16 protein-coding genes and 1 pseudogene are annotated in these 19677 nt (G+C 48.4%); 6 read left to right on the forward strand and 11 right to left on the reverse strand.

From position 1 onward, the window contains the following. Positions 1 to 297: 297 nt before the first annotated feature. Positions 298 to 1263: a ParB/RepB/Spo0J family plasmid partition protein gene (locus IPZ49_RS13170; protein WP_013087134.1), complete on the reverse strand. Its 966-nt coding sequence runs from the start codon at positions 1261 to 1263 to the stop codon at positions 298 to 300. After that, positions 1263 to 2429: a plasmid-partitioning protein SopA gene (sopA, locus tag IPZ49_RS13175; protein ID WP_023327689.1), complete on the reverse strand. Its 1167-nt coding sequence runs from the start codon at positions 2427 to 2429 to the stop codon at positions 1263 to 1265. Before sopA ends, IPZ49_RS13170 begins: the two co-directional genes overlap by 1 nt. 740 nt (positions 2430 to 3169) lie before the next feature. On the opposite strand from sopA, the gene IPZ49_RS13180 reads away from it, so the two are divergent. Then, a complete protein-coding gene (locus tag IPZ49_RS13180) occupies positions 3170 to 4180 on the forward strand; it encodes a RepB family plasmid replication initiator protein (RefSeq protein ID WP_015572055.1) in 1011 nt (336 codons plus the stop codon). A gap of 243 nt (positions 4181 to 4423) precedes the next feature. On the opposite strand, the pseudogene IPZ49_RS13185 reads toward IPZ49_RS13180, so the two are convergent. From IPZ49_RS13185 to IPZ49_RS13200, 4 genes and pseudogenes are all read right to left on the reverse strand, one after another. Beyond that, positions 4424 to 4681: pseudogene (locus IPZ49_RS13185) on the reverse strand (site-specific integrase); the annotation flags it as partial. A 201-nt stretch (positions 4682 to 4882) separates the two neighbouring features. Continuing rightward, positions 4883 to 5659 (reverse strand): site-specific integrase, encoded by a 777-nt coding sequence (locus IPZ49_RS13190; protein ID WP_015572054.1) that lies wholly within the window; start codon positions 5657 to 5659, stop codon positions 4883 to 4885. A gap of 18 nt (positions 5660 to 5677) precedes the next feature. After that, on the reverse strand, positions 5678 to 6208 hold the full coding sequence (locus IPZ49_RS13195) for a hypothetical protein (RefSeq protein WP_013087127.1): 531 nt from the start codon (positions 6206 to 6208) through the stop codon (positions 5678 to 5680). A 130-nt stretch (positions 6209 to 6338) separates the two neighbouring features. Further along, the gene (locus IPZ49_RS13200) at positions 6339 to 6629 is read right to left on the reverse strand and encodes a hypothetical protein (protein WP_013087126.1); all 291 of its coding nucleotides are present in this window, start codon (positions 6627 to 6629) and stop codon (positions 6339 to 6341) included. A gap of 605 nt (positions 6630 to 7234) precedes the next feature. On the opposite strand from IPZ49_RS13200, the gene IPZ49_RS13205 reads away from it, so the two are divergent. Continuing rightward, positions 7235 to 9445: an AAA family ATPase gene (locus IPZ49_RS13205; protein WP_063932882.1), complete on the forward strand. Its 2211-nt coding sequence runs from the start codon at positions 7235 to 7237 to the stop codon at positions 9443 to 9445. 631 nt (positions 9446 to 10076) lie between these two features. On the opposite strand, the gene IPZ49_RS13210 is transcribed toward IPZ49_RS13205, so the two are convergent. Beyond that, positions 10077 to 11051: a diguanylate cyclase gene (locus IPZ49_RS13210; RefSeq protein ID WP_023327686.1), complete on the reverse strand. Its 975-nt coding sequence runs from the start codon at positions 11049 to 11051 to the stop codon at positions 10077 to 10079. Positions 11052 to 11687: 636 nt separating this feature from the next. Here IPZ49_RS13210 and IPZ49_RS13215 point away from each other — a divergent pair. Beyond that, on the forward strand, positions 11688 to 12596 hold the full coding sequence (locus IPZ49_RS13215; protein ID WP_001372261.1) for an HNH endonuclease: 909 nt from the start codon (positions 11688 to 11690) through the stop codon (positions 12594 to 12596). 387 nt (positions 12597 to 12983) lie between these two features. Here IPZ49_RS13215 and IPZ49_RS13220 read toward each other — a convergent pair whose 3' ends face one another. From IPZ49_RS13220 to silR, 4 genes are all read right to left on the reverse strand, one after another. Continuing rightward, positions 12984 to 13334, reverse strand: coding sequence for a DUF305 domain-containing protein (locus IPZ49_RS13220; protein ID WP_000694953.1), 351 nt, complete (start codon positions 13332 to 13334; stop codon positions 12984 to 12986). A 143-nt stretch (positions 13335 to 13477) separates the two neighbouring features. Next, positions 13478 to 13909, reverse strand: a complete 432-nt coding sequence (gene silE, locus IPZ49_RS13225; protein WP_000790483.1) for a silver-binding protein SilE — start codon at positions 13907 to 13909, stop codon at positions 13478 to 13480. Positions 13910 to 14159: 250 nt separating this feature from the next. Then, positions 14160 to 15635, reverse strand: a complete 1476-nt coding sequence (silS, locus tag IPZ49_RS13230; protein ID WP_032638115.1) for a copper/silver sensor histidine kinase SilS — start codon at positions 15633 to 15635, stop codon at positions 14160 to 14162. Further along, positions 15628 to 16308 (reverse strand): copper/silver response regulator transcription factor SilR, encoded by a 681-nt coding sequence (silR, locus tag IPZ49_RS13235; protein WP_001572351.1) that lies wholly within the window; start codon positions 16306 to 16308, stop codon positions 15628 to 15630. Before silR ends, silS begins: the two co-directional genes overlap by 8 nt. Before the next feature lie 189 nt (positions 16309 to 16497). Between silR and silC the strand changes: the two genes are divergently transcribed. The 3 genes from silC to silB all read left to right on the forward strand — a co-directional run bounded on the left by silC (position 16498) and on the right by silB (position 19671). After that, positions 16498 to 17883, forward strand: coding sequence for a Cu(+)/Ag(+) efflux RND transporter outer membrane channel SilC (silC, locus tag IPZ49_RS13240; RefSeq protein ID WP_045354894.1), 1386 nt, complete (start codon positions 16498 to 16500; stop codon positions 17881 to 17883). 28 nt (positions 17884 to 17911) lie between these two features. Next, positions 17912 to 18265: a cation efflux system protein CusF gene (gene cusF / locus IPZ49_RS13245; protein WP_001246153.1), complete on the forward strand. Its 354-nt coding sequence runs from the start codon at positions 17912 to 17914 to the stop codon at positions 18263 to 18265. Positions 18266 to 18378: 113 nt separating this feature from the next. Beyond that, positions 18379 to 19671, forward strand: coding sequence for a Cu(+)/Ag(+) efflux RND transporter periplasmic adaptor subunit SilB (silB, locus tag IPZ49_RS13250; protein ID WP_001485328.1), 1293 nt, complete (start codon positions 18379 to 18381; stop codon positions 19669 to 19671). Positions 19672 to 19677: the final 6 nt, after the last annotated feature.

Below are 19677 nucleotides of genomic sequence, written 5' to 3' on the forward strand. Positions count from 1 at the left end.
GGGACCGTGGTCCCAGTTAATCTGGTGTATGAAATCAGTATTCCGGGATGGGTTACCGTCTGAGTTCTGATATGCAGGTTGAGGGGTGAACTGCGGAACTAGTTAAGGAAAACTAGAAAAAACTGGATCTTTAGATTGTGGTAACAATCAGGTTGGGAGAAGTAAACAGATCTTTTTAACAACACTGGGCTATAGTGCAGAAAATAACTGCTTCGGATGTATATATTCCGAAGCAGCATGTAACGCATTAAGGATATTGGAAATTAATGAAGACTCTCGCGTGTATCATTAAACAGGCTAAACTTTTTGTAAGTCGCGCAGTATGCTTTCTATCTTCTCGATACACTCGGCAGGCAAACGAGATTTATCGAGATTAAAAATCACCTTATCGCCTTTGTATAGGGCTGTCGCACCAGGTACAAATTGATGACGGGTATTAAGGTTTACTTTTTTACCTGATGGCTCTTTCAGAACATCCGTCAGTAAACCAATAACTTCCTCGGATTCAAAGATAACTCCCGCTTTCTTTTGCTCATGAAGCTGTTGTGTCCGTTGCAACAATAAAGCTTCTTTTCCCGAAAATGCTTTGTACAGCGTCTCCCCAGAGCGGGCGGAAAGTTCACCAGGATGAGTAAACAGGGCAACCACTGATTTTGGCAAATGGGCCGTGTTGATGCAACGCGTGATGATTTTACGGGAAATATTCTCAGCTTCAGCCAGAGCAGAGATATTGCCGTTAAAATCATTTTCCAACCGCTGTGCATAACGGTTGCCCCGTTCATAAGCGCTGACAGGACGATAATCATTACCCAGCCGTGATAAAGCCATCATCTGTTCGTCATCGAGATCCCCGACGAGAACACGATAATCTGATGATGTCAGTATGGCGGCTTTACGACGGCGACTACCATCAGCAATTTCAATGACACCTTCTACCCTTCGTCCGAACGCAGGCGTCTGTTGACCACTCAGCATAAAAGATGGAATCAGATCATCAAGCGCGTCTTCGGTCAGTAGTTCCTGGTCACGTTCATTACCTGACCAGACTCTTGATGCCGTCTCAACACTCTCGCCCGGGATCGCTTCCAGAATAAATTTCACTTCCCGGCCACAAACCGGAAGCAGAATGGTATTCCCGCGGGCCATGGCTCCAACCCGTGCAATTAATGAATCAACCATCGGTGCAGCGGGTGCCGCTGAAGGTTCAGTTTCGGGGCGGATATCTTTTACGGTATGTTTTGGAATGACTGGTGCACGTTTCATTATCTGATCTCCCAGCGAGGTTTAATCAGGCGATCAAAAATTTCATTACAGACAGGCTCCCAGATAGACAGCGCATTTCGCCAGGCTCCTGTAGATGAGCGCTGATCGATAGCCTGCTCAAACACCGTTCTCATACGGATCTGACCTTTACCGACTTCGTCGGTCTCGCGAACAACGTTTTTCAGTACCATGCTTCCCCAGGCATCGCGGATCTGTTCTTCCATCCAGGGTGACTGTGAGCCATTGTTATTGCTGTACTTGGTCAGAAGAATTCTAACGTCAGGTTCAAAACCCTGCAGGTCCACGTTTTTTAACAGGTCGCGCAGCATGTCAAAAAACTGAAGGGCAGAGGTGTAATCAAATAACTCTGCTGGCGTTGGCACGATGAGTACATCTGCAGCACAGACGACATTGATGGTACCAATACCGAGGTTCGGTGCACTGTCGATAACAATGACATCATAATCATGGGCCACTGTTTCGATGGCCAGGCGAAGCATCATATGAGGTTCTGTCGGCAGTTTCCCGTTGTCAAACCTTCCCATTAGTTCTGTCTCAATGCGGTGCAGAGCCAGGCATGAAGGTATGATGTCGAGACCCGGCCAGCAGGTGGCTTTGACGGCATAGGCTGCATCATCGCGCTCACCAAGATAAAAAGGCAGCAGTGTGTCTTCGGCATGGATATGCAAATCAGGGACCCAGCCGTGGTACATGGAGGCTGTGCCTTGAGGATCGTTCCCTTCGACAAGCAGTACTCGCAGCCCTTTCAGCGCCAGGTCCTGTGCCAAATGTACAGATACAGATGTCTTATAGACACCCCCTTTATGTGCTGCCACCGCGATGACGGGCGGAACGCTGTCATCAGGACGGCGCAGACGGGTGCCAAATACATCCCGCATATGGTTGATTTGTTCAATGGTGTAGCCCACCCGCTGCTCTACACGTCCACGCATTTCCATATCAGGATGGGGAAGGCGTCCTGCTTTTTCTGCATCACGGATTGCCTGAGAAGAAACGCCAATCAGATCGGCGGCCTCACCCACACGCCAGCGACGGGTAATTTTCCTGGCTTCCGGGCTATCATCGTTAAACTGTGCAATCGCGATAGCTTTCGTCATTTCATGACCGGCCGTAATGCACTGGTCAAGCGTTTCCATCAGTCCCATTCTTTGTTCCTTATTATTATCTTTGCATTAATCTATTAAATCTTGGTAAAAGGCGCAAAGCAACATTAAAGTTGCAAACCGTCTTAAATATTGCAAAGCCGATCAAAATATAGTCTTGTTCAGTTCAGCATCCGCCTGAAAGGCTGCCGCATGCTTCAGTCAATATCATCCGCTCGCCGCAGAAAGTATGCGCGCGTAGGCGCATGCGTCGAGGAAGCGGAATTACTCCGTACTAACAAGGTGTGGCTGACGCTCTGAAGCTAACGAAGCTCCACTGGAAGGAACTGAATGGTAAGGAATTGACTATAGTATGCAGATTATTGACTGCGGTATGAAGCTGAATAGGAATAGGGAAGAGTAATGACATGCATTTTTCTGCATATCACAGTCAAGACTATTGCCTTTCCTGGTGTTGTATTACTGGGTTGTTGTACCAAGATTCACATTGTGTCATGTCAGTGGTCCATATGTATTGGATGCTGGCTGTTATTCCATATTTCGATCCAGTAATTGATCCTTAAGGAGATCATGTTGAGATCAAAAAGAGATCCCCGGATCGTTTAGCGCCCCGCTACGCCTGAGCCTGGAGACTATCTTCATTAACTGTGGTGTGTGGTATGTTGACTGTTGTGTGCGAGATCAACTATTGCGGTATGCAATTGTATTAACTGGGGTATGTATTTCCGTTGACTGTGATATGCGTATATACTTTCGTTTGTGGATAACCGCGGGTTAATAAAATGGCTATGGAAAATAATGAGTTACCCCTGAATCTTCAGGAGGTCAATAAGACAACGGGTGAAGTTGTTAAGCTGGATGTCAACAGCGCCAGTACTGTTCAGCCTGTTGCGCTCATGAGGCTTGGTCTGTTCGTTCCTACCCTCAAATCGACCTCTAGGAGTAAGACGAACCGCAAAAACGTCACGGATGCGACTGAGGAGCTCGTACAGCTGTCCATTGCCCGGAGTGAAGGGTATACCGATGTCAGGATCACCGGATCGCGCCTCGATATGGATACGGACTTCAAAGTCTGGCTTGGAATCATCCGTTCAATGTATGATTTTGGCGTTAAGGATGACACGCTCAAGCTGTCTTTTGTTGAGTTTGTTAAAATGTGTGGCTTTGACTCCCGGCGCTCTAACAAGAAAATGCGTGACAGGATAAGCAACTCCCTGTTCAAGCTGGCATCCGTAACCCTCAAGTTTCAGAGTGAAACGAAAGGGTGGACTACGCACCTGGTTCAGTCTGCCTATTACGACATCACTGCCGATGTCGTGGAGATCAGGGCAGAGCCCAAGCTCTTTGAGCTTTATCAGATGGACAGGCGGGTCCTGTTGCGTCTGAAAGCCATTGATGCCCTGCAGCGCAAGGAGTCCGCACAGGCACTCTATACCTACATTGAAAGTCTGCCACAGAATCCGGCCCCCATCTCCATGAAGCGTATGCGAGACAGACTCAACCTGACGTCTAACCTCTACACGCAGAACCACACGGTGCGCAAAGCCATGGCGCAGCTGAAGGATATCGGCTATCTGGATTACACCGAATTCAAACGCGGCCGGGCCACCTACTTCAGCGTGCATTACCGTAATCCGAAACTCATCAGTAGCAAGGTCGTTGTTCCCCGTGAGCCGGAAGAGGAAGTACCTGAGCAGAACTATGACGAAGTTATTAAAGCCCTGAAGGCTGCAGGTATTGATCCTCAGAAACTAGCAAAAGCGCTCGCCAGCGTGAAACCGGGAAATGACTGAGGAATGCCGTTTTAGAGTTTGTTGACTGTGGTATGCAGAGCGCATACCACAGTCAATTTATACTGATTCATCATTCCGTTTAGGTTTTGCTTGCCTTGACTGCGATATGCGGATAGGCCTACCGGAGTATTGATATTGACTGCGGTGTGTGGAAGAGCGGGCAGTCTGCTCAACATCTTCACTGCGATATGTTTACTTTCATCACTTAGTCAATATTGTTCGTCAGGGCGGATGCCCTTAGCCCAGTACTTTCACAAAGGGTCTTAACCCACCGAGATCAAAGGATTCCGGGGGCAGCGTCCGGGATTCACTGATCCGCACTCCCGTGTTCCAGAAAGTAGAGAACAGCATTTAATGGTGAAGATCCGGCATATAGAAGAGTAGGGCTCTCACTTCGGGGACGAGTAGGTACGCCAGGGTGGCGCCGGTTAAAGTGGCCATCCTTCTGAGTGCGGCCGCGGTCGCAAAGTCGACCCCATGGGCTTTCGGCAACAGTGAAATGCGTTATGAAGAAAAGGGGGCAATGCAGGGATGAACAGGATCGGAACGAAAAGGTAAGTAATGAAGAAGACGTAAAGTGCGTTACGTGAATTCCGGCCTGGTACAGCCTGGACCCCTGTCAGTTTTCACGTAACGCAAGATTAATTTATTATCGAATAAGTGGATGTCATTACAACTGTCTGTAAATTTTGACAAATTTAGTTATCTTTTTTTCAGCATGGCAACAGCATCAGCCTCTGCCATTGAAAATTGCACACGATGCCTTGCAGCAACATCGAGCGCAAATACCTTTGTATAGACTTCCGTCGAGCTGATCGACTTGTGCCCCATCAGGCTCTGCAGCACCTTCAGCGGAATTCCGGCATACAGCATGTGCATGGCGTAGGAGTGGCGGAACGTGTGTGGCGTCACCGGCACGGAGAACGTCACCCCGTCGGCGGCTGCCGCTTCAACAGCTTCGCCCAGCCAGGTGCGAACGGTACGGTCGGTGATCTCCCAGATGCGCACCTTTTCCGTTCTGCCGGTGCGCTTATTCCGGCGTTCCAGCGGTATTTTCAGGGTGGCCACCATCATTTCCAGCTGGCGGGCATACTGCGGATCGGAAAGCGGAACGTTACGATGAGGCTGGCTGCCGGCCGGAGCACGGCCGGCCGTTCGGGCCGCTTTCTCCACCCGCTGTTTGAGGGTTGCCAGTTGCACGAACGGGTAGGGCGGGGCCAGGGAAAAATCACTCCGGGTCAGGGCCAGTGCTTCGTTAATACGGGCGCCGGTGTTCCACAGGGTGGTCAGCAGCATCTTACGGTGAAGATCGGGCACGTAGTGGAGCAGGGCGCTCACTTCCGGCGCCAGCAGGTATTTCGGCAGTTCGTCCTGAACGAGCGCCATCTGGCGCAGTGCCAGCGCGGCCGGGTAATCGATGGCCACCGGCAGCTGAGCAGAGGAAAAAGCCCCGCTATGGCCTGGCAGTGCTGGCATCATGTTATGTCACCATTGTCATTAGAGTGTGCAGTGCATCACCGGTGCATCCGGGGATGCCGGACCCGGCAGGATCAGATACTCGGTAGCAGATTTGACACGGTAATTGGTGTAATCTTCAAACGAAACCGGGCTTGCTTTCATCCCCGCGAGAAAAGTTTCTTCAAGACCGCGGGCACGCGGAAGCGATAGTTCTATCGTCTCAGGATCGATGGCCATTTTCTGGCGGGTGGCTTCCAGCTCAGTGGTCAGCCGGTATTTTTCCGTACGAAAAGGAATACTCTCTTCAGCGTTTCGCTGTGTATAGGTCACGTCAAACATCATGCGATCACCGTCGTTCTGCAGTACCACGCCCCTGAGGAGACTTTCTATACGAACGGGGGATTCACCTTTCTGCGGAATCTCCGAGGTCCGGCTGCAGATAATCACCATCCCGGGTTTCTGACTGGCATTAACCATCCGCATTTCACTGAGCGTTGCCGCCCCTGCATCCCGTGCAGTCACACCCAGCAGGATCGTCAGCCCCATTATAAAACCGGTCAGTTTACACATCGTTCCTGTATCCTTTACGTTAATGTCTGGATCATCTTCAAGGAGAAATCCCGCCGGACTACACTATCGAGTGACATGTGGCCGCCAGAGGGTGTCCAGCCGACCACTCATTAAATGCTGCTGTCGGCTATCAGTAGCGACCAAGAGTCATTAACTGGAAGCATTTTTCCTCGGAGAGCTCTCCTTCTTTCTTTGGGAGAGGGCCAAGGAAAGGAGTTATCACATCGACTTCTGTGGACAGATACCATGTGTCATCAGCATCATCCCACCAGGCAACTGTGCGATCGTCCCAAGTGTGTATCTCACGGTAGCAGCCGTATCCGTATATGTGCTCAAACTCCGATTCTTCCATCCAGACTCTGTCATGCCCAAGGATTATGAGAGCCTCAAATAAAACACTCAGTGTAATTTTCATATTCATAATCAACTTCCTTATTATTTAATATCTATTAGTTCTATTTATTTATCATCGCCAGCAGAACATTCCGTTGCCCGCCCGCAGTGATTAGCAGAATAACAGTCACCGCCCGCAATTACCGGATCTCACTCTTTTAGACTTCCGAAAAATTCATAATAGCAAAGTTTTCGGAAGCGATGATGAACAGATTAACAGGATTTACTCGTCAGGTCGGTCTGATGCGGAGAGGGTGAAAGTTATCTAACTACTTAAAGTGTAGCACATTTTTAATTTTCGTTTCACAAATCAGCGCAGAAAATCGCCGTGATCCGGAACTCAGGGTTTTCGGATCTTCAAGACGAAGGAAAGATACTGCTGCATATTAAGCAATAATGTAATGAGATTATTGTTATTAAGGTATTAATAACCAAAGCGCACAAAAACATTATTTTTGTTGCCAGTTCTGCATTAATACACCAAAACAAATTCCGCGATCTATCCCGTCCTGTCATGTCAGGTTTAGCGCGCAGGAGTGGTTAAGATAAATCTGATCGGGATGACATAACCCGAATGCAAAGTGGGCTACGATGGAAAGACTGGGCAAACTCAGGGACAACAAGGAGAAAAAAATGGCTCAACTCAGGATCCGGGGCGTCAGAAGCTACGCGCCTGACAGGGATATCTGCTTTGATCTCAGCAGTAAGGTGACACTCATCTATGGCCAGAACGGCTCAGGAAAATCCACGGTATCAGGCTATTTCTATGACCGGCAGGCGGATAAATACCGGCACTGCACCTTTGAGAGCCCGCACGTCAGCCACTTTCAGGTCTTTAATCAGGAATACATTGACAGTAAGTTCACCCGTTCTGACTATCAGCCCGGGATCTTCACCCTCAGCGAGGCCAATCAGGAAAGCCAGGACAAAATAAACAGTAATAATAAAGAAAGCGCAAAACTGAGTGCCCGGACAGATAAGCTGAATGAGGAGATCGCCGAGAAGGAAGGTATGAAGGAAACGGTCACTGACAGCTGTGCCAAAGATATTTTCAACCGGACAGTCAATGACAGGAAAATCCTCAGCGATTTCCTGGATGGCGCTAAAATTAAACGATCGTTTTACGAACGTATGGTGGCAACACCGCTGTCGGAGGTTAGCACCACGGCTGAGGCGCTGGCGGATAAATGGCGGATGTTAAGTCAGAGCGAAGGAACGCTTGTCGCCGAAATTCATATTCCCCCGACAACTGTTTTAACGGAAGACACCCTGACACTGATGCAGGAACCCGTGATGCCTGCAAGCAGTACGCAATTCTCTGCTCTCATTCAGAAGATCGGTAATGCTGACTGGGTGCGCCAGGGACAGCAGTATATACACGACGATATCTGCCCATTCTGCCAGCAGTCCCTGGATGTCACGGCCTTTTCGCGCGAACTCATTCAGATGTTTGATGAGTCATACCAGACGTCTCTCGGGGCGCTGAGCCAGGCCGCAGAACGACTTGCTCAGGACTGTGATGCCCTGGCCGAATTAGAACGCCGTGTTACGACCCATGCTTTCGTTGATGAGGACAGTCAGATTTTAAGCCTGGTGAAAACGGTCAATAAAGGCTTCCGGATCCTGTTACAGCAGCTCCTTACTAAAATTAAAGAGCCTTCCCGGCAGGTACAACCCGAGAACGTTCAGGATCCCCTGGTGCAGCTCCGGAAGGAAGTGGACGTTTTAAATATCCGGGTACGGGAAAACAACCGTCTTGCTGAAAACTTCAGTCAGGAAAAACAGAACCTGTATACGGAAGTTATGGCGCACCTCAGGGGAATTTGTGAGGAGTTCTTTGCCGGGCGTGACCGGCAGCTTGGCGAACTGCAGAACGAAATCGACACCAGATTGCGTGAAGTCGGCGCCCTGGCTGCCAGTAAGAAAACACTGGATGATGAGACGAACAGGCTGACCGGACAGCTCTCCGACATCCAGCCAACCATTAACAGTATCAATGCGAATCTCAGGCTGCTGGGGATCACCGGCTTTGAAATCATCTGCCATGATGCAGAGATGAAACTGTACCGTCTTAGCCGGGGAAGCGAGCCAGAAAAGGCGGAAGTCTTCAAATCCCTCAGTGAGGGTGAGAAAACAATGGTTGCTTTTCTCTATTTCATCGAATCGTGTTCGGGCAGTCTTACCCCGGAAACCATCCATCCGGAAAATAAACTCATTGTGATTGATGACCCGATTTCCAGCCTGTCACATAACTATATCTATGAAGTTGCAGCACTCATTAAGCGGAAGATAATTAAGGCCGCTGCAGCGAGACATGTGGTGATACTGACGCATAATATGTTTTTCTTCCAGGAGATGCTGCTGAACAGCGGCCGCCTGCAGGATGGCAGGAAAGCGCCAGCAAACTGGTCGCTGTTTCGCATCATCAAGTCGGATTACAGTTCCTGCGAAACGCTTTCCATGCACGAAATGCTCAATGAATATCAGGCGTTATGGCAGACACTGAAAGACGTCAGGGATGCGAAAACCCAGCCCGTGGTGCTGTTCAATACGATGAGGAATATTCTGGAGTATTATTTCAGCTTTTCCTGCAAGAATGAAAAGCTTAAAGAAGCCCTGGAGTCTCTGGCAACGGAACACAGCGATGCCGGAGAATATGATTCATTTTACCGGGCCATCAACCGCCACTCGCATTCGGACGGTAGAAATCTTTTCTCAACCGGCGTCATCGATAAGGAACGCTATCTGAACATGTTCAGGAAAGTGTTTATTCACACTGATGACCATGAACACTATCTTGCCATGATGGGTGAATCCGAAGAACGGCCGGAAACAGAGGCGTAAACAAAGAGTATCGTCACCTGCGGGTACCGTTCACTTAACGCGTCGGGAGCGAGCGCATGTGATTACGCACATGCTCTACGCGCCCGAAACGAAAACGTGTATACCGTAGAACGGGTACAATTTTCGGTTTCATGGCGGGTTTCCTTTTACAGTCCGGCTACTGCCGGAAGTCCCTGTAACCATTTACAGGCGGTAAAAAGCGCAGAGGGGAACACCCGAGGTGACGACAGCTGATTATAAGCCCCGTTCCGGTTTGACGTAAATCATTTCCACATTTGAAAAAGGGAAAATCAGGGCTCCCATTCTGTCCGGGAGCTAACTGCGATGTGCATCCAGCTTTGAATAACCAAACCTAATGAAAGTCACTGCTCATGCTGTTAACGGCCGTCCCGCATTCAAGTTCCCTCCAGGCAGCCGAGCGTGATATTTCCGACTTTGCCTATTTTTCAGATCTCGGGAGAGGAAGAGAGGAATTATTGCAGCATGGACACAAAAAACGAGTAATTGTTGCGATGAGAGGATTATTGCTCCATGAGCAAATATAAATGACTTTATGCGCCATGAGGTTAAATATATTGTTCCTGCCGTCCGGCTGAACCCCGGGGCAGGGGATCAGCCGGGAAGGAAAGCGTCACGGTTCTGCTTTCCGGGAGAGGGTCTTTCGTTTTTTCTTCAGGTACATCACTTCGTCACATTTGCCGATCATTTCCGCCAGCGTCGCGTACTGGTCTGCGTTATTGATCAGTTCGCCAAAGGAATAATTGATGTTGTAGGGCTTACCCGAGGTGTCATTGTAATGATCCAAACTGGCACTCAGCGCTTGCAGAAAAGAACTCGTGTTCCCGTTTCGCCGGATCAGGGCGGCAAACTCATCCCCGCCGAGGCGGCCTGCTATTTCGCCCGGTTCGAGGTGCTGATGTAAAAAGCCGGCAAAAACCTTCAGCACCTCGTCTCCCTCTGCGTGTCCCCAGAGATCGTTCACCGGTTTGAACCTGTCCAGATCGAAATAGATGAGGCTGAACGACGCATCCTGCCGGTTCATCGCGCGGAAGAGTTTTTCGCCGGCGCGGTAAAACCCGCGCCGGTTGGGAATGCCCGTCAGGCTGTCCGTCATGGCCATGCTGATGGCCTCGAATTCGTCTTCCACGATACAGGCCAGATCCCGGAGGGACGCAATGTCATCATCCGTGAAGGCGCGGGGAACGGTGTGGATCAGGCACAGCGTGCCGGCCACCGTGCCGTCGGGCAGGTTCACCGGCTGGCCGGCGTAGAACCGGATGTGGGGCTCACCGGTGACCAGGGGATTGTCACGGAACCGCTCATCAGCAGCTGCGTCGTGAACAATGAAGGGCCCCTCCTGCAGAATGGCATGCCCGCAGAACGAGATGTTACGCGGGGTTTCGCGCACGCCGACGCCCTGGCAGGCGAGGAGCCACTGGCGCTCGCGATCCAGCAGGCTTATCAGGGCCACCGGGACCTGAAAGGCTTTGCGGGCCAGCCGCGTCAGGCGTTCAAAACGCTCATCGTCACGGGTATCAAGAAGGCCGGTAATATACAGGGACTTCAGCCTCTGTTCTTCATTCTCCGGTATACCGGGTGCCTGCATGTAATCTCCTGGTATGTACAAAGTATATATGCAGATGAAAAGGTGTTTGGATCTGACTGAGTGTAATTATAGTTCACGACTTATCTGCCAGCGGCTGAACTTCAGGTACAGGAATTCACGTTTATCACTCGTACTAGACTCTCCGGAGGACCAGGGGAATGACCGGGTCTGTTACGGTGAGGGAATCTGTAAACCTCAGGATTTTTGCCGGGAAAGTACGTACAACTGCTATCTTGATTAGTAAATGTTAAAATTTGTAGGTATCCACCCGTTAAACAAAATGATTAATATTTAAAAATACTCGTTGAACACCCGTGCCGTAATAATGAAGTACATTAAAAACGTTATCCGGTCATGTGAAGCTGAGACCGTCTCTTCGTCATGTAAAATGCCGTACTTTCTTTGTCGTGAAGAATGACCGGGTTAAGTCCATAAGGTTGAGAGGAAGTCTGCTGATGTGATACGCTCAAGGCGAGATTTATCTCAGTGAGAACTCACGGCAACAAAAAGTTTTTGGACAACAAAACACAAAGTTGTTTTGGACTGTAGGAGTCCAAGAGACAATGACATTACATACAACGCCGTGTAACGGATTTTACATTATTACAAAGCCTGTGTTACAAGAGAGTTATGGACATGATTGAAAAAATATGTGAAGTAATTGATGGTGAATACGTCTGTGATATAGATATTAGCGTTGAAGAATGGAAGATTTTATTAAGGGATAAAAAAGTTTTTGATGACAAAAGTATTGCAGCGTTAAAAAAATGGTTCATTGAGCCAGACCATTCCTGTACATGTTTCGATATCGGCAAGAAGTACGACCTGCACAGTATGAGTGCTAATGGTGTAATCAATGGGTTGGGTGGAAGAGTTCAGAAGCAGCTTGGCCGATTCGAGGTTAAAGGAGTCGGAAAGATTGCTTCCGGGACAAAATTCATTACAGTCATGAAAAGTAGAGAAATTAAAGGAAACCCAAAGCGAAATTTATGGACTATCCGTGAAGAACTTGTTCAGGCAATAAAAGAACTAGATTTTTTTAGTACGAACGAAAGCTCAAGCATTGATTTTTACTCAGATAATGATTTGATCACTGCTCTAGAAGAAAGTAATCACTTTGACGTTACTCAGACATTTGAGTATAGCGAAAAAGCGAAACCTAAGAAAGCTGCAATAGAAGTCAAAAATGGACTCTCATACCCAAGAAGTAAATCTGTTTCAAAAAATGCGCTTAACAAAGCTGATTATAAATGTGAAATTAATTGCGACCATCCAACGTTCAGAAGGCGAAACTCTCCTCTAAATTACACAGAACCTCATCACATTGTCCCGATGTCAAAGCAAGACTATTTTGAGAATTCACTGGATGTGGAAGAGAATATCATATCACTATGTTGCAACTGCCATAAACAAATTCATCTTGGCAAGGGGTTTGAAGATATGTTGAGGAAAATATATGCCGAGCGGAAAGATGTATTAAAAAAAGCGGGAATCGAGATATTATTAGAGGATTTGATTCTTTTTTACAAGATGGAAGGTAATTAATCTTCGAGAAGATGCATGCTTATTTTTATTTTTTTAGCAATGAATGTGAAATACTGCCTGACTATCAATCCTGTCATGTGGTTCAGATTTATGGGGGAGGATTTTAATATTTTACCAGCATGGCATGTCGATCAATCGGTTAAGTATAGCGCCAGGTAACCAGACGAATTTTCCCTCTCAGGCGGGAGTCGTTATCCATCGTCCAGTACCTGATTAAAAGTAGGAGTAATTACAAGAAAATTAAATTGTATGACTATTATTTCCGTTCAGAAAAGAAAGTTACATTAAAAACCCGAAATTATTAGGGTTATTAATTAGTTAAGTGCTATATATTTTCGTGTCCGGGGGTACCCTAAGAGGGTGCGCAAGACAACACTCCAGTGTTCATTATTTATGACTGTCAAGCCATTTATTCATCTGCTCAATTTCACCTTTTTGAGCTTTAATGATGTCCTGCGCAAGCTTTCTCATTTCGGGATCTTTTCCGTATTTGAGCTCGGTCTCAGCCATTGCGATTGCCCCTTCATGGTGTGCGATCATACCTTTTGCAAAGGCCTTATCGGGATTGGATTCATTAACGGCGGCCATCATTTTTTCATGCATATTTTTCATGCCAGCCATATATTCCTGTGATGATGCCGATGAGTGCATATCTGACATTTTCATTTCCGAATGTTCAGCAGAAATGGCTGGCAGGGATAACATTAATATTACAAAAAGGGTGTTTTTGATTTTCATATAATAATTCCTTTCAGACAGGTACCGGTTAAGTGTAGCTGAGTCAGACAAAAAAGCCCCCTGACGGGGGGCAAAAATGTAGCAACGTTGTTTCAGGAAAATCTATCAGGGAAAAGGTAACAGCACGGATACTACCGTCGCATTCAGCCTGCATTGATCATGCGGCGGTGCGCTTCGGCCATGGCCTGATGTGGGCCGGATTGCCCGTTATTCATGAATTCATGGGCAACCGCTGCTCTTTCATGCTCATTCATCGCCGCGTAAGACGTTGACGGGACGGTCGTGGATACCGTGTTATTTCCCATCATCTTCTGATGACTTTCCACCATTTTCTGGTGCGCATCCGCCGAGCCGTTCGTCATGGTTTCATGAGCAATAATGGCCTGTTCATGCTGGTCCATACCGGTCATACGAGGAGCAGTCCCCTGGATCCCGACAGGAGCCGCAGCAGACTGCATCTGGTGAGCAGGAGCCTGTGCATTGTTGACGCGATCATGGATATTCACGGTTTCAGTGGCCCAGGCCGATGAAATTAAACCAAAGCCCAGCAAAGATGCTAATACGATATTTTTCATGATAACTCTCCATTTCTGAATTAGTGATGTCCGGGGAAGTACAACCGGTGTTTTCAGTTCCATAACTGAAACAAGTTCGGCAGCGTTTATTTCTCCGGAAGAGGGCTGGATATTCATTTCCTGGCGTACTCTGACGCCGGGTATTGATGAAGCAATCCAGCCTTCCTGATAAGTTGCACTAATTATATCGAATGGCTTCTGTTTGCTGCATGACAGGCTAATGACATCTTTGTCATTTACATCTTTATTTTCAGCATTGGGTTTCCGGGATCATTTTCTCCAGTCTGGGCACGGATAAGATAAAACGCGTGGAGCGTACGTCTGATTCCACCTGCACTCTTCCGTGATGTGCTTCCACGATTGACTTCACAATCGCAAGGCCGATGCCGCTGCCTTCTCCTTTTCGTTGTCTGGATGGATCCACCCGATAAAAACGGTCAAACAGCCTTGATAAATGTTCTTCAGGGATCGGTTTCCCCGGATTTTCAATCACAAGGTCAAAAAAGCTCTCCTGCTCTCTTATTGAGACGGTGATTGCCTGTCCCTCCGGGGTATAACGCAGGGCATTGGATAACAGATTATTGATCGCCCTTCTGAACATTTGTGGATCTCCCTCAACCAGGCAGGGCATCCCGTCAAATTTGAGCGTGATATTGCGTTCTTCGGCCCAGGCTTCGAAAAACTCGAAGACTTTCATGACTTCCGCTCTGAGGTCAAACATGACCCTGTCAGGTATCAGCTGATTATTGTCTGCCTGCGCCAGGAACAGCATGTCGCTGACCATTTTGGTCATCCGGTTATACTCTTCCAGGCTGGAGTAGAGGACATCCTCAAGTTCCTTCTGGGTTCGATCCTGACTCAGCGCGATTTCAGTCTGTGTCACCAGATTGGTGATGGGCGTTCTGATCTCGTGCGCGATATCGGCAGAGAAATTGGCCTGGCGGGTAAAGACATCCTCAATCTTTCCAATCATATGATTGAACGAGATAACCAGTTGCTCCAGCTCAATGGGAACCCGTGTCGGTTCCAGCCGCGCATCAAGATTCTCGGAGGTGATGCTTTTAATGGCATTGCTGACATTACGAAGGGGCAGATGCCCCTGACGGACAGCGATGCGAATGATCAGAACAATCAGCAGGCTTATCACAACAGCGATTGCAATCAGATTTTTTTTCAGCGCATCAAGGTAATGGAGATGGAAATTAATGGAGAGGCCAGTCAGCATGACATAGTTCTGCTGTTTGCCCTGAAATATCGCCTGGCCAGAGGAGGCGATAATCCGGTATGTTTCCATCTTCATTCCGGACCCGGTATCCATCGGTCCCGCAGGATCCTCCACCGTCCAGAGAAAGACATCCCGTGCGCGGCTGTGCTCGCTAAAATCTGCTGAATTCACTGCCGGGCGTAGTGCCGCCCCCTGAGCTGAGCTCAAGAGCACTTCACCCCTGGGATTGAGGAGCAAAAGGGCAACGTTGCGGTAGCTGGCAATTGATTCCTTTATTTTGCTTACTTTTTTTTCATCCGGATCTGCCGGGGACTGGAGTATACGGCTCAGTGTGGTGCTGATTTGTTGCAGATCGCTGACATCCTGCTCGGCAAAATGCTTTTCAACAGAATGCAGCATAAACCAGGTGAAGGCGATAAACGCCAGTATTGTGGACAGGCTGATAAAAAAGGTCAGCCGCAGAGCGAGTGAGAAAGGTCGTCTGGACGGTTTGCTATGCATCCGGGATCTCCAGCATGTAGCCCACGCCCCGCACTGTCTGGATCAGTTTTGTCCCGTAATCGTTGTCTATTTTAGCGCGGAGTCGCTTTACTGCGACATCAATCGCGTTAGTGTCGCTGTCAAAATTCATGTCCCAGACCTGAGAGGCAATCAGGGAGCGGGGAAGAACTTCTCCCTGATGGCGAATGAAGAATTCCAGCAAGCTGAACTCTTTACTGGTGAGCACAATGCGGTTCCCGGCGCGGCTGACTTTTCTGGATACGAGATCAACCGAGAGGTCAGCCACTTTAAGCTGGCTTTCCGTGATCATCGTGTTTCCCCGCCTGAGGAGGGTTCTTACCCGGGCGAGCAGTTCAGCAAACGCAAAGGGCTTCACCAGATAATCGTCCGCACCCAGCTCAAGTCCTTTGACCCTGTGTTCAATCGTGCCAAGGGCCGTCAGCAGTAATACCGGCATCCCCTTTCCGGCACTGCGCAGCATACGGATGATATCCCAGCCGTTTACATCAGGCAGCATGATATCCAGGATGACTAAATCATACTCGGCTGTCATGGCAAGATGATATCCGGTCAGACCATTATCAGCGTGATCCACGACGAACCCCGCCTCTGTCAGCCCCTTGCTGAGATATTCACCTGTTTTAATTTCGTCTTCAACGATTAATATTTTCATCATGCTCCCCGGCTGGCTGCTAATGTCATTTTATTGCGCCCACGATCGTTATCAACGGATTACAGCAAAAATGACAACATTGTCATTATCCTGTCACCCGGCAAACAGAGAGCGTTCGGTAAAGTATCCCTATCAATACTCTGGACTTCGTTTGAACCATTTACCAGGTCTGCCTGTACGAGAAGCGTTATGTTCAAATTAAAATTACTCAGCATCAGTACCATATTCATCCTGGCTGGTTGTGTTTCTCTGGCACCTGAATATCAGCGTCCGCCAGCTCCGGTTCCCCAGCAGTTTTCATTGTCTAAAAACAGTCTGACGCCTGCGGTAAACAGCTATCAGGATACGGGCTGGCGAAACTTTTTTGTCGATCCCCAGGTCAGCAGGCTGATCGGTGAAGCCCTGAATAATAACCGTGATTTGAGAATGGCTGCCCTGAAGGTTGAAGAGGCCCGGGCCCAGTTCAACGTCACGGATGCAGATCGTTATCCCCAACTGAATGCCTCATCCGGGATCACATACAACGGTAGTCTGAAAGGTGACAAGCCGACCACACAGGAGTACGACGCGGGTCTGGAGCTCAGCTATGAGCTCGATTTTTTTGGCAAACTTAAGAACATGAGTGAGGCTGATCGCCAGAACTACTTTGCCAGCGAAGAAGCCCGTCGTGCCGTACACATCCTGCTGGTCTCCAACGTTTCACAGAGCTATTTCAGCCAGCAACTGGCGTACGAACAACTCCGTATTGCGCGGGAAACGCTGAAAAATTATGAACAGTCCTATGCTTTCGTTGAGCAACAGCTCGTGACCGGGAGTACGAACGTTCTGGCACTTGAACAGGCGAGAGGACAAATCGAAAGTACCCGCGCCGAAATAGCCAAACGAGAAGGCGATCTGGCTCAGGCAAACAATGCCCTGCAACTGGTGCTGGGAACGTACCGCGCACTTCCGTCAGAAAAAGGGATGAAAGGCGGGGAGATCGCACCAGTAAAATTGCCACCAAATCTATCTTCACAAATTTTGCTGCAGCGACCGGATATTATGGAAGCGGAATATCAGCTGAAAGCGGCTGATGCCAATATTGGCGCAGCGCGAGCGGCCTTTTTCCCCTCCATTACCCTGACCAGTGGTCTTTCCGCAAGCAGTACGGAGCTGTCAAGCCTGTTTACGTCAGGAAGTGGAATGTGGAATTTTATCCCTAAAATTGAAATTCCTATTTTTAATGCTGGCAGGAATAAAGCCAATCTGAAGCTGGCTGAAATTCGCCAGCAACAATCGGTGGTTAATTACGAACAAAAAATTCAGTCAGCCTTTAAGGATGTTTCCGACACGCTTGCGCTGCGCGACAGCCTTAGCCAGCAACTTGAGTCACAGCAGCGTTATCTTGATTCACTTCAGATAACTCTCCAGCGTGCCAGAGGATTATATGCAAGTGGTGCTGTCAGTTACATCGAAGTGCTGGATGCAGAACGTTCCCTCTTCGCTACGCAGCAAACCATTCTCGATCTTACCTATTCCCGACAGGTTAACGAAATTAATCTGTTTACCGCGCTGGGTGGCGGTTGGGTAGAGTAAATTTATTTAATTAATCAGGAAATTAAAAATGCGTAATTCACTTAAAGCCGTTTTATTTGGTGCCTTCTCTGTCATGTTTTCTGCCGGTCTTCATGCTGAAACACATCAGCATGGCGATATGAATGCTGCCAGTGATGCTTCGGTACAGCAGGTTATCAAGGGCACCGGTGTCGTTAAAGACATTGATATGAATAGTAAAAAGATTACCATTTCGCACGAAGCAATCCCTGCTGTGGGCTGGCCTGCAATGACCATGCGCTTCACTTTTGTTAATGCAGACGACGCTATCAATGCCCTGAAAACCGGCAACCATGTCGATTTCTCGTTTATTCAGCAGGGCAATATCTCCTTACTCAAAAGCATTAACGTTACGCAATCCTGATTATCAGTCCGGAGCGAATACATCCAGTGCGCCTGAACATTCATTAAGGGATTACTGTGAATGAATGATCGGGCGCATATGCCAGGTGTTTTGATTTTTCAGCGAGAAATTGTATGGCTTCTTTAAAGATAAAATATGCTGCAATAATTATCAGCAGCCTCATAGCAGGGGGGCTGATATCGGTTACTGCCTGGCAGTATGTAAACTCATCACAAAAAACAGTACAAACCGAACAAAAGGCACCGGAGCGAAAGGTACTTTTCTGGTATGACCCGATGAAACCGGATACCAAATTTGATAAACCCGGAAAATCTCCCTTTATGGATATGGACCTGGTGCCGAAATATGCTGATGAAAGTGGCGATAAAAGCAGTGGCGGGATCCGTATCGATCCAACCCAGGTTCAGAATCTGGGATTAAAAACGCAAAAAGTTACGCGAGGAATGCTGAATTATTCCCAGACAATCCCGGCTAATGTCAGTTACAACGAGTATCAGTTTGTCATTGTGCAGGCGCGTTCTGACGGTTTCGTCGAAAAAGTGTATCCCCTGACGATTGGCGATCATGTGAAGAAAGGCACTCCGCTTATCGATATCACCATTCCTGAATGGGTTGAGGCACAAAGTGAGTTCCTGCTGTTATCCGGTACAGGCGGTACGTCAACCCAGATAAAAGGGGTTCTGGAGCGACTTCGTCTGGCTGGTATGCCGGAAGAGGATATTCAAAGGCTGCGTTCAACCCGCACAATCCAGACCCGTTTTACCATTAAAGCACCTATTGATGGTGTCATTACTGCGTTTGACCTGCGCACCGGAATGAATATTTCGAAAGATAAAGTAGTGGCTCAGATTCAGGGGATGGACCCGGTCTGGATCAGCGCTGCAGTGCCAGAATCTATCGCCTATCTGCTGAAAGATACGTCGCAGTTTGAAATTTCGGTACCGGCTTATCCGGATAAAACATTCCATGTCGAAAAATGGAACATTCTTCCCAGCGTGGATCAGACAACCCGTACGCTTCAGGTCCGTCTCCAGGTTTCTAATAAGGATGAGTTTCTCAAGCCGGGCATGAATGCCTATCTGAAACTGAATACCAAGAGCCAGGAGATGCTGCTGATACCAAGCCAGGCCGTTATCGATACCGGCAAAGAACAGCGCGTGATTACTGTTGATGATGAAGGCAAGTTTGTGCCGAAACAGATCCACGTTCTGCATGAATCACAGCAACAGTCCGGCATTGGCTCCGGCCTGAATGAAGGCGATACCGTGGTGGTCAGTGGCCTGTTCCTCATTGACTCCGAAGCCAATATTACGGGCGCGCTGGAACGTATGCGCCACCCTGAAAAAACAGAAAACAGTATGCCAGCAATGTCTGAGCAGCCTGTAAATATGCATTCAGGGCACTGAGGAGAC

It is taken from the genome of Enterobacter cloacae complex sp. S2, from assembly GCF_015159675.1.
In the GTDB taxonomy this organism is placed as follows: domain Bacteria; phylum Pseudomonadota; class Gammaproteobacteria; order Enterobacterales; family Enterobacteriaceae; genus Enterobacter; species Enterobacter intestinihominis.

Bases quoted from the DNA above. Each gene is read 5' to 3' on its own strand.
- silR (WP_001572351.1), bottom strand. From the start codon at position 16,308: ATGAAAATATTAATCGTTGAAGACGAAATTAAAACAGGTGAATATCTC.
- IPZ49_RS13215 (WP_001372261.1), top strand. From the start codon at position 11,688: ATGATTGAAAAAATATGTGAAGTAATTGATGGTGAATACGTCTGTGAT.
- IPZ49_RS13190 (WP_015572054.1), bottom strand. From the start codon at position 5,659: ATGATGCCAGCACTGCCAGGCCATAGCGGGGCTTTTTCCTCTGCTCAG.
- silB (WP_001485328.1), top strand. From the start codon at position 18,379: ATGGCTTCTTTAAAGATAAAATATGCTGCAATAATTATCAGCAGCCTC.
- silS (WP_032638115.1), bottom strand. From the start codon at position 15,635: ATGCATAGCAAACCGTCCAGACGACCTTTCTCACTCGCTCTGCGGCTG.
- cusF (WP_001246153.1), top strand. From the start codon at position 17,912: ATGCGTAATTCACTTAAAGCCGTTTTATTTGGTGCCTTCTCTGTCATG.
- IPZ49_RS13180 (WP_015572055.1), top strand. From the start codon at position 3,170: ATGGCTATGGAAAATAATGAGTTACCCCTGAATCTTCAGGAGGTCAAT.
- IPZ49_RS13205 (WP_063932882.1), top strand. From the start codon at position 7,235: ATGGCTCAACTCAGGATCCGGGGCGTCAGAAGCTACGCGCCTGACAGG.
- IPZ49_RS13220 (WP_000694953.1), bottom strand. From the start codon at position 13,334: ATGAAAATCAAAAACACCCTTTTTGTAATATTAATGTTATCCCTGCCA.
- IPZ49_RS13195 (WP_013087127.1), bottom strand. From the start codon at position 6,208: ATGTGTAAACTGACCGGTTTTATAATGGGGCTGACGATCCTGCTGGGT.
- silC (WP_045354894.1), top strand. From the start codon at position 16,498: ATGTTCAAATTAAAATTACTCAGCATCAGTACCATATTCATCCTGGCT.
- IPZ49_RS13200 (WP_013087126.1), bottom strand. From the start codon at position 6,629: ATGAATATGAAAATTACACTGAGTGTTTTATTTGAGGCTCTCATAATC.
- sopA (WP_023327689.1), bottom strand. From the start codon at position 2,429: ATGGGACTGATGGAAACGCTTGACCAGTGCATTACGGCCGGTCATGAA.
- silE (WP_000790483.1), bottom strand. From the start codon at position 13,909: ATGAAAAATATCGTATTAGCATCTTTGCTGGGCTTTGGTTTAATTTCA.
- IPZ49_RS13170 (WP_013087134.1), bottom strand. From the start codon at position 1,263: ATGAAACGTGCACCAGTCATTCCAAAACATACCGTAAAAGATATCCGC.
- IPZ49_RS13210 (WP_023327686.1), bottom strand. From the start codon at position 11,051: ATGCAGGCACCCGGTATACCGGAGAATGAAGAACAGAGGCTGAAGTCC.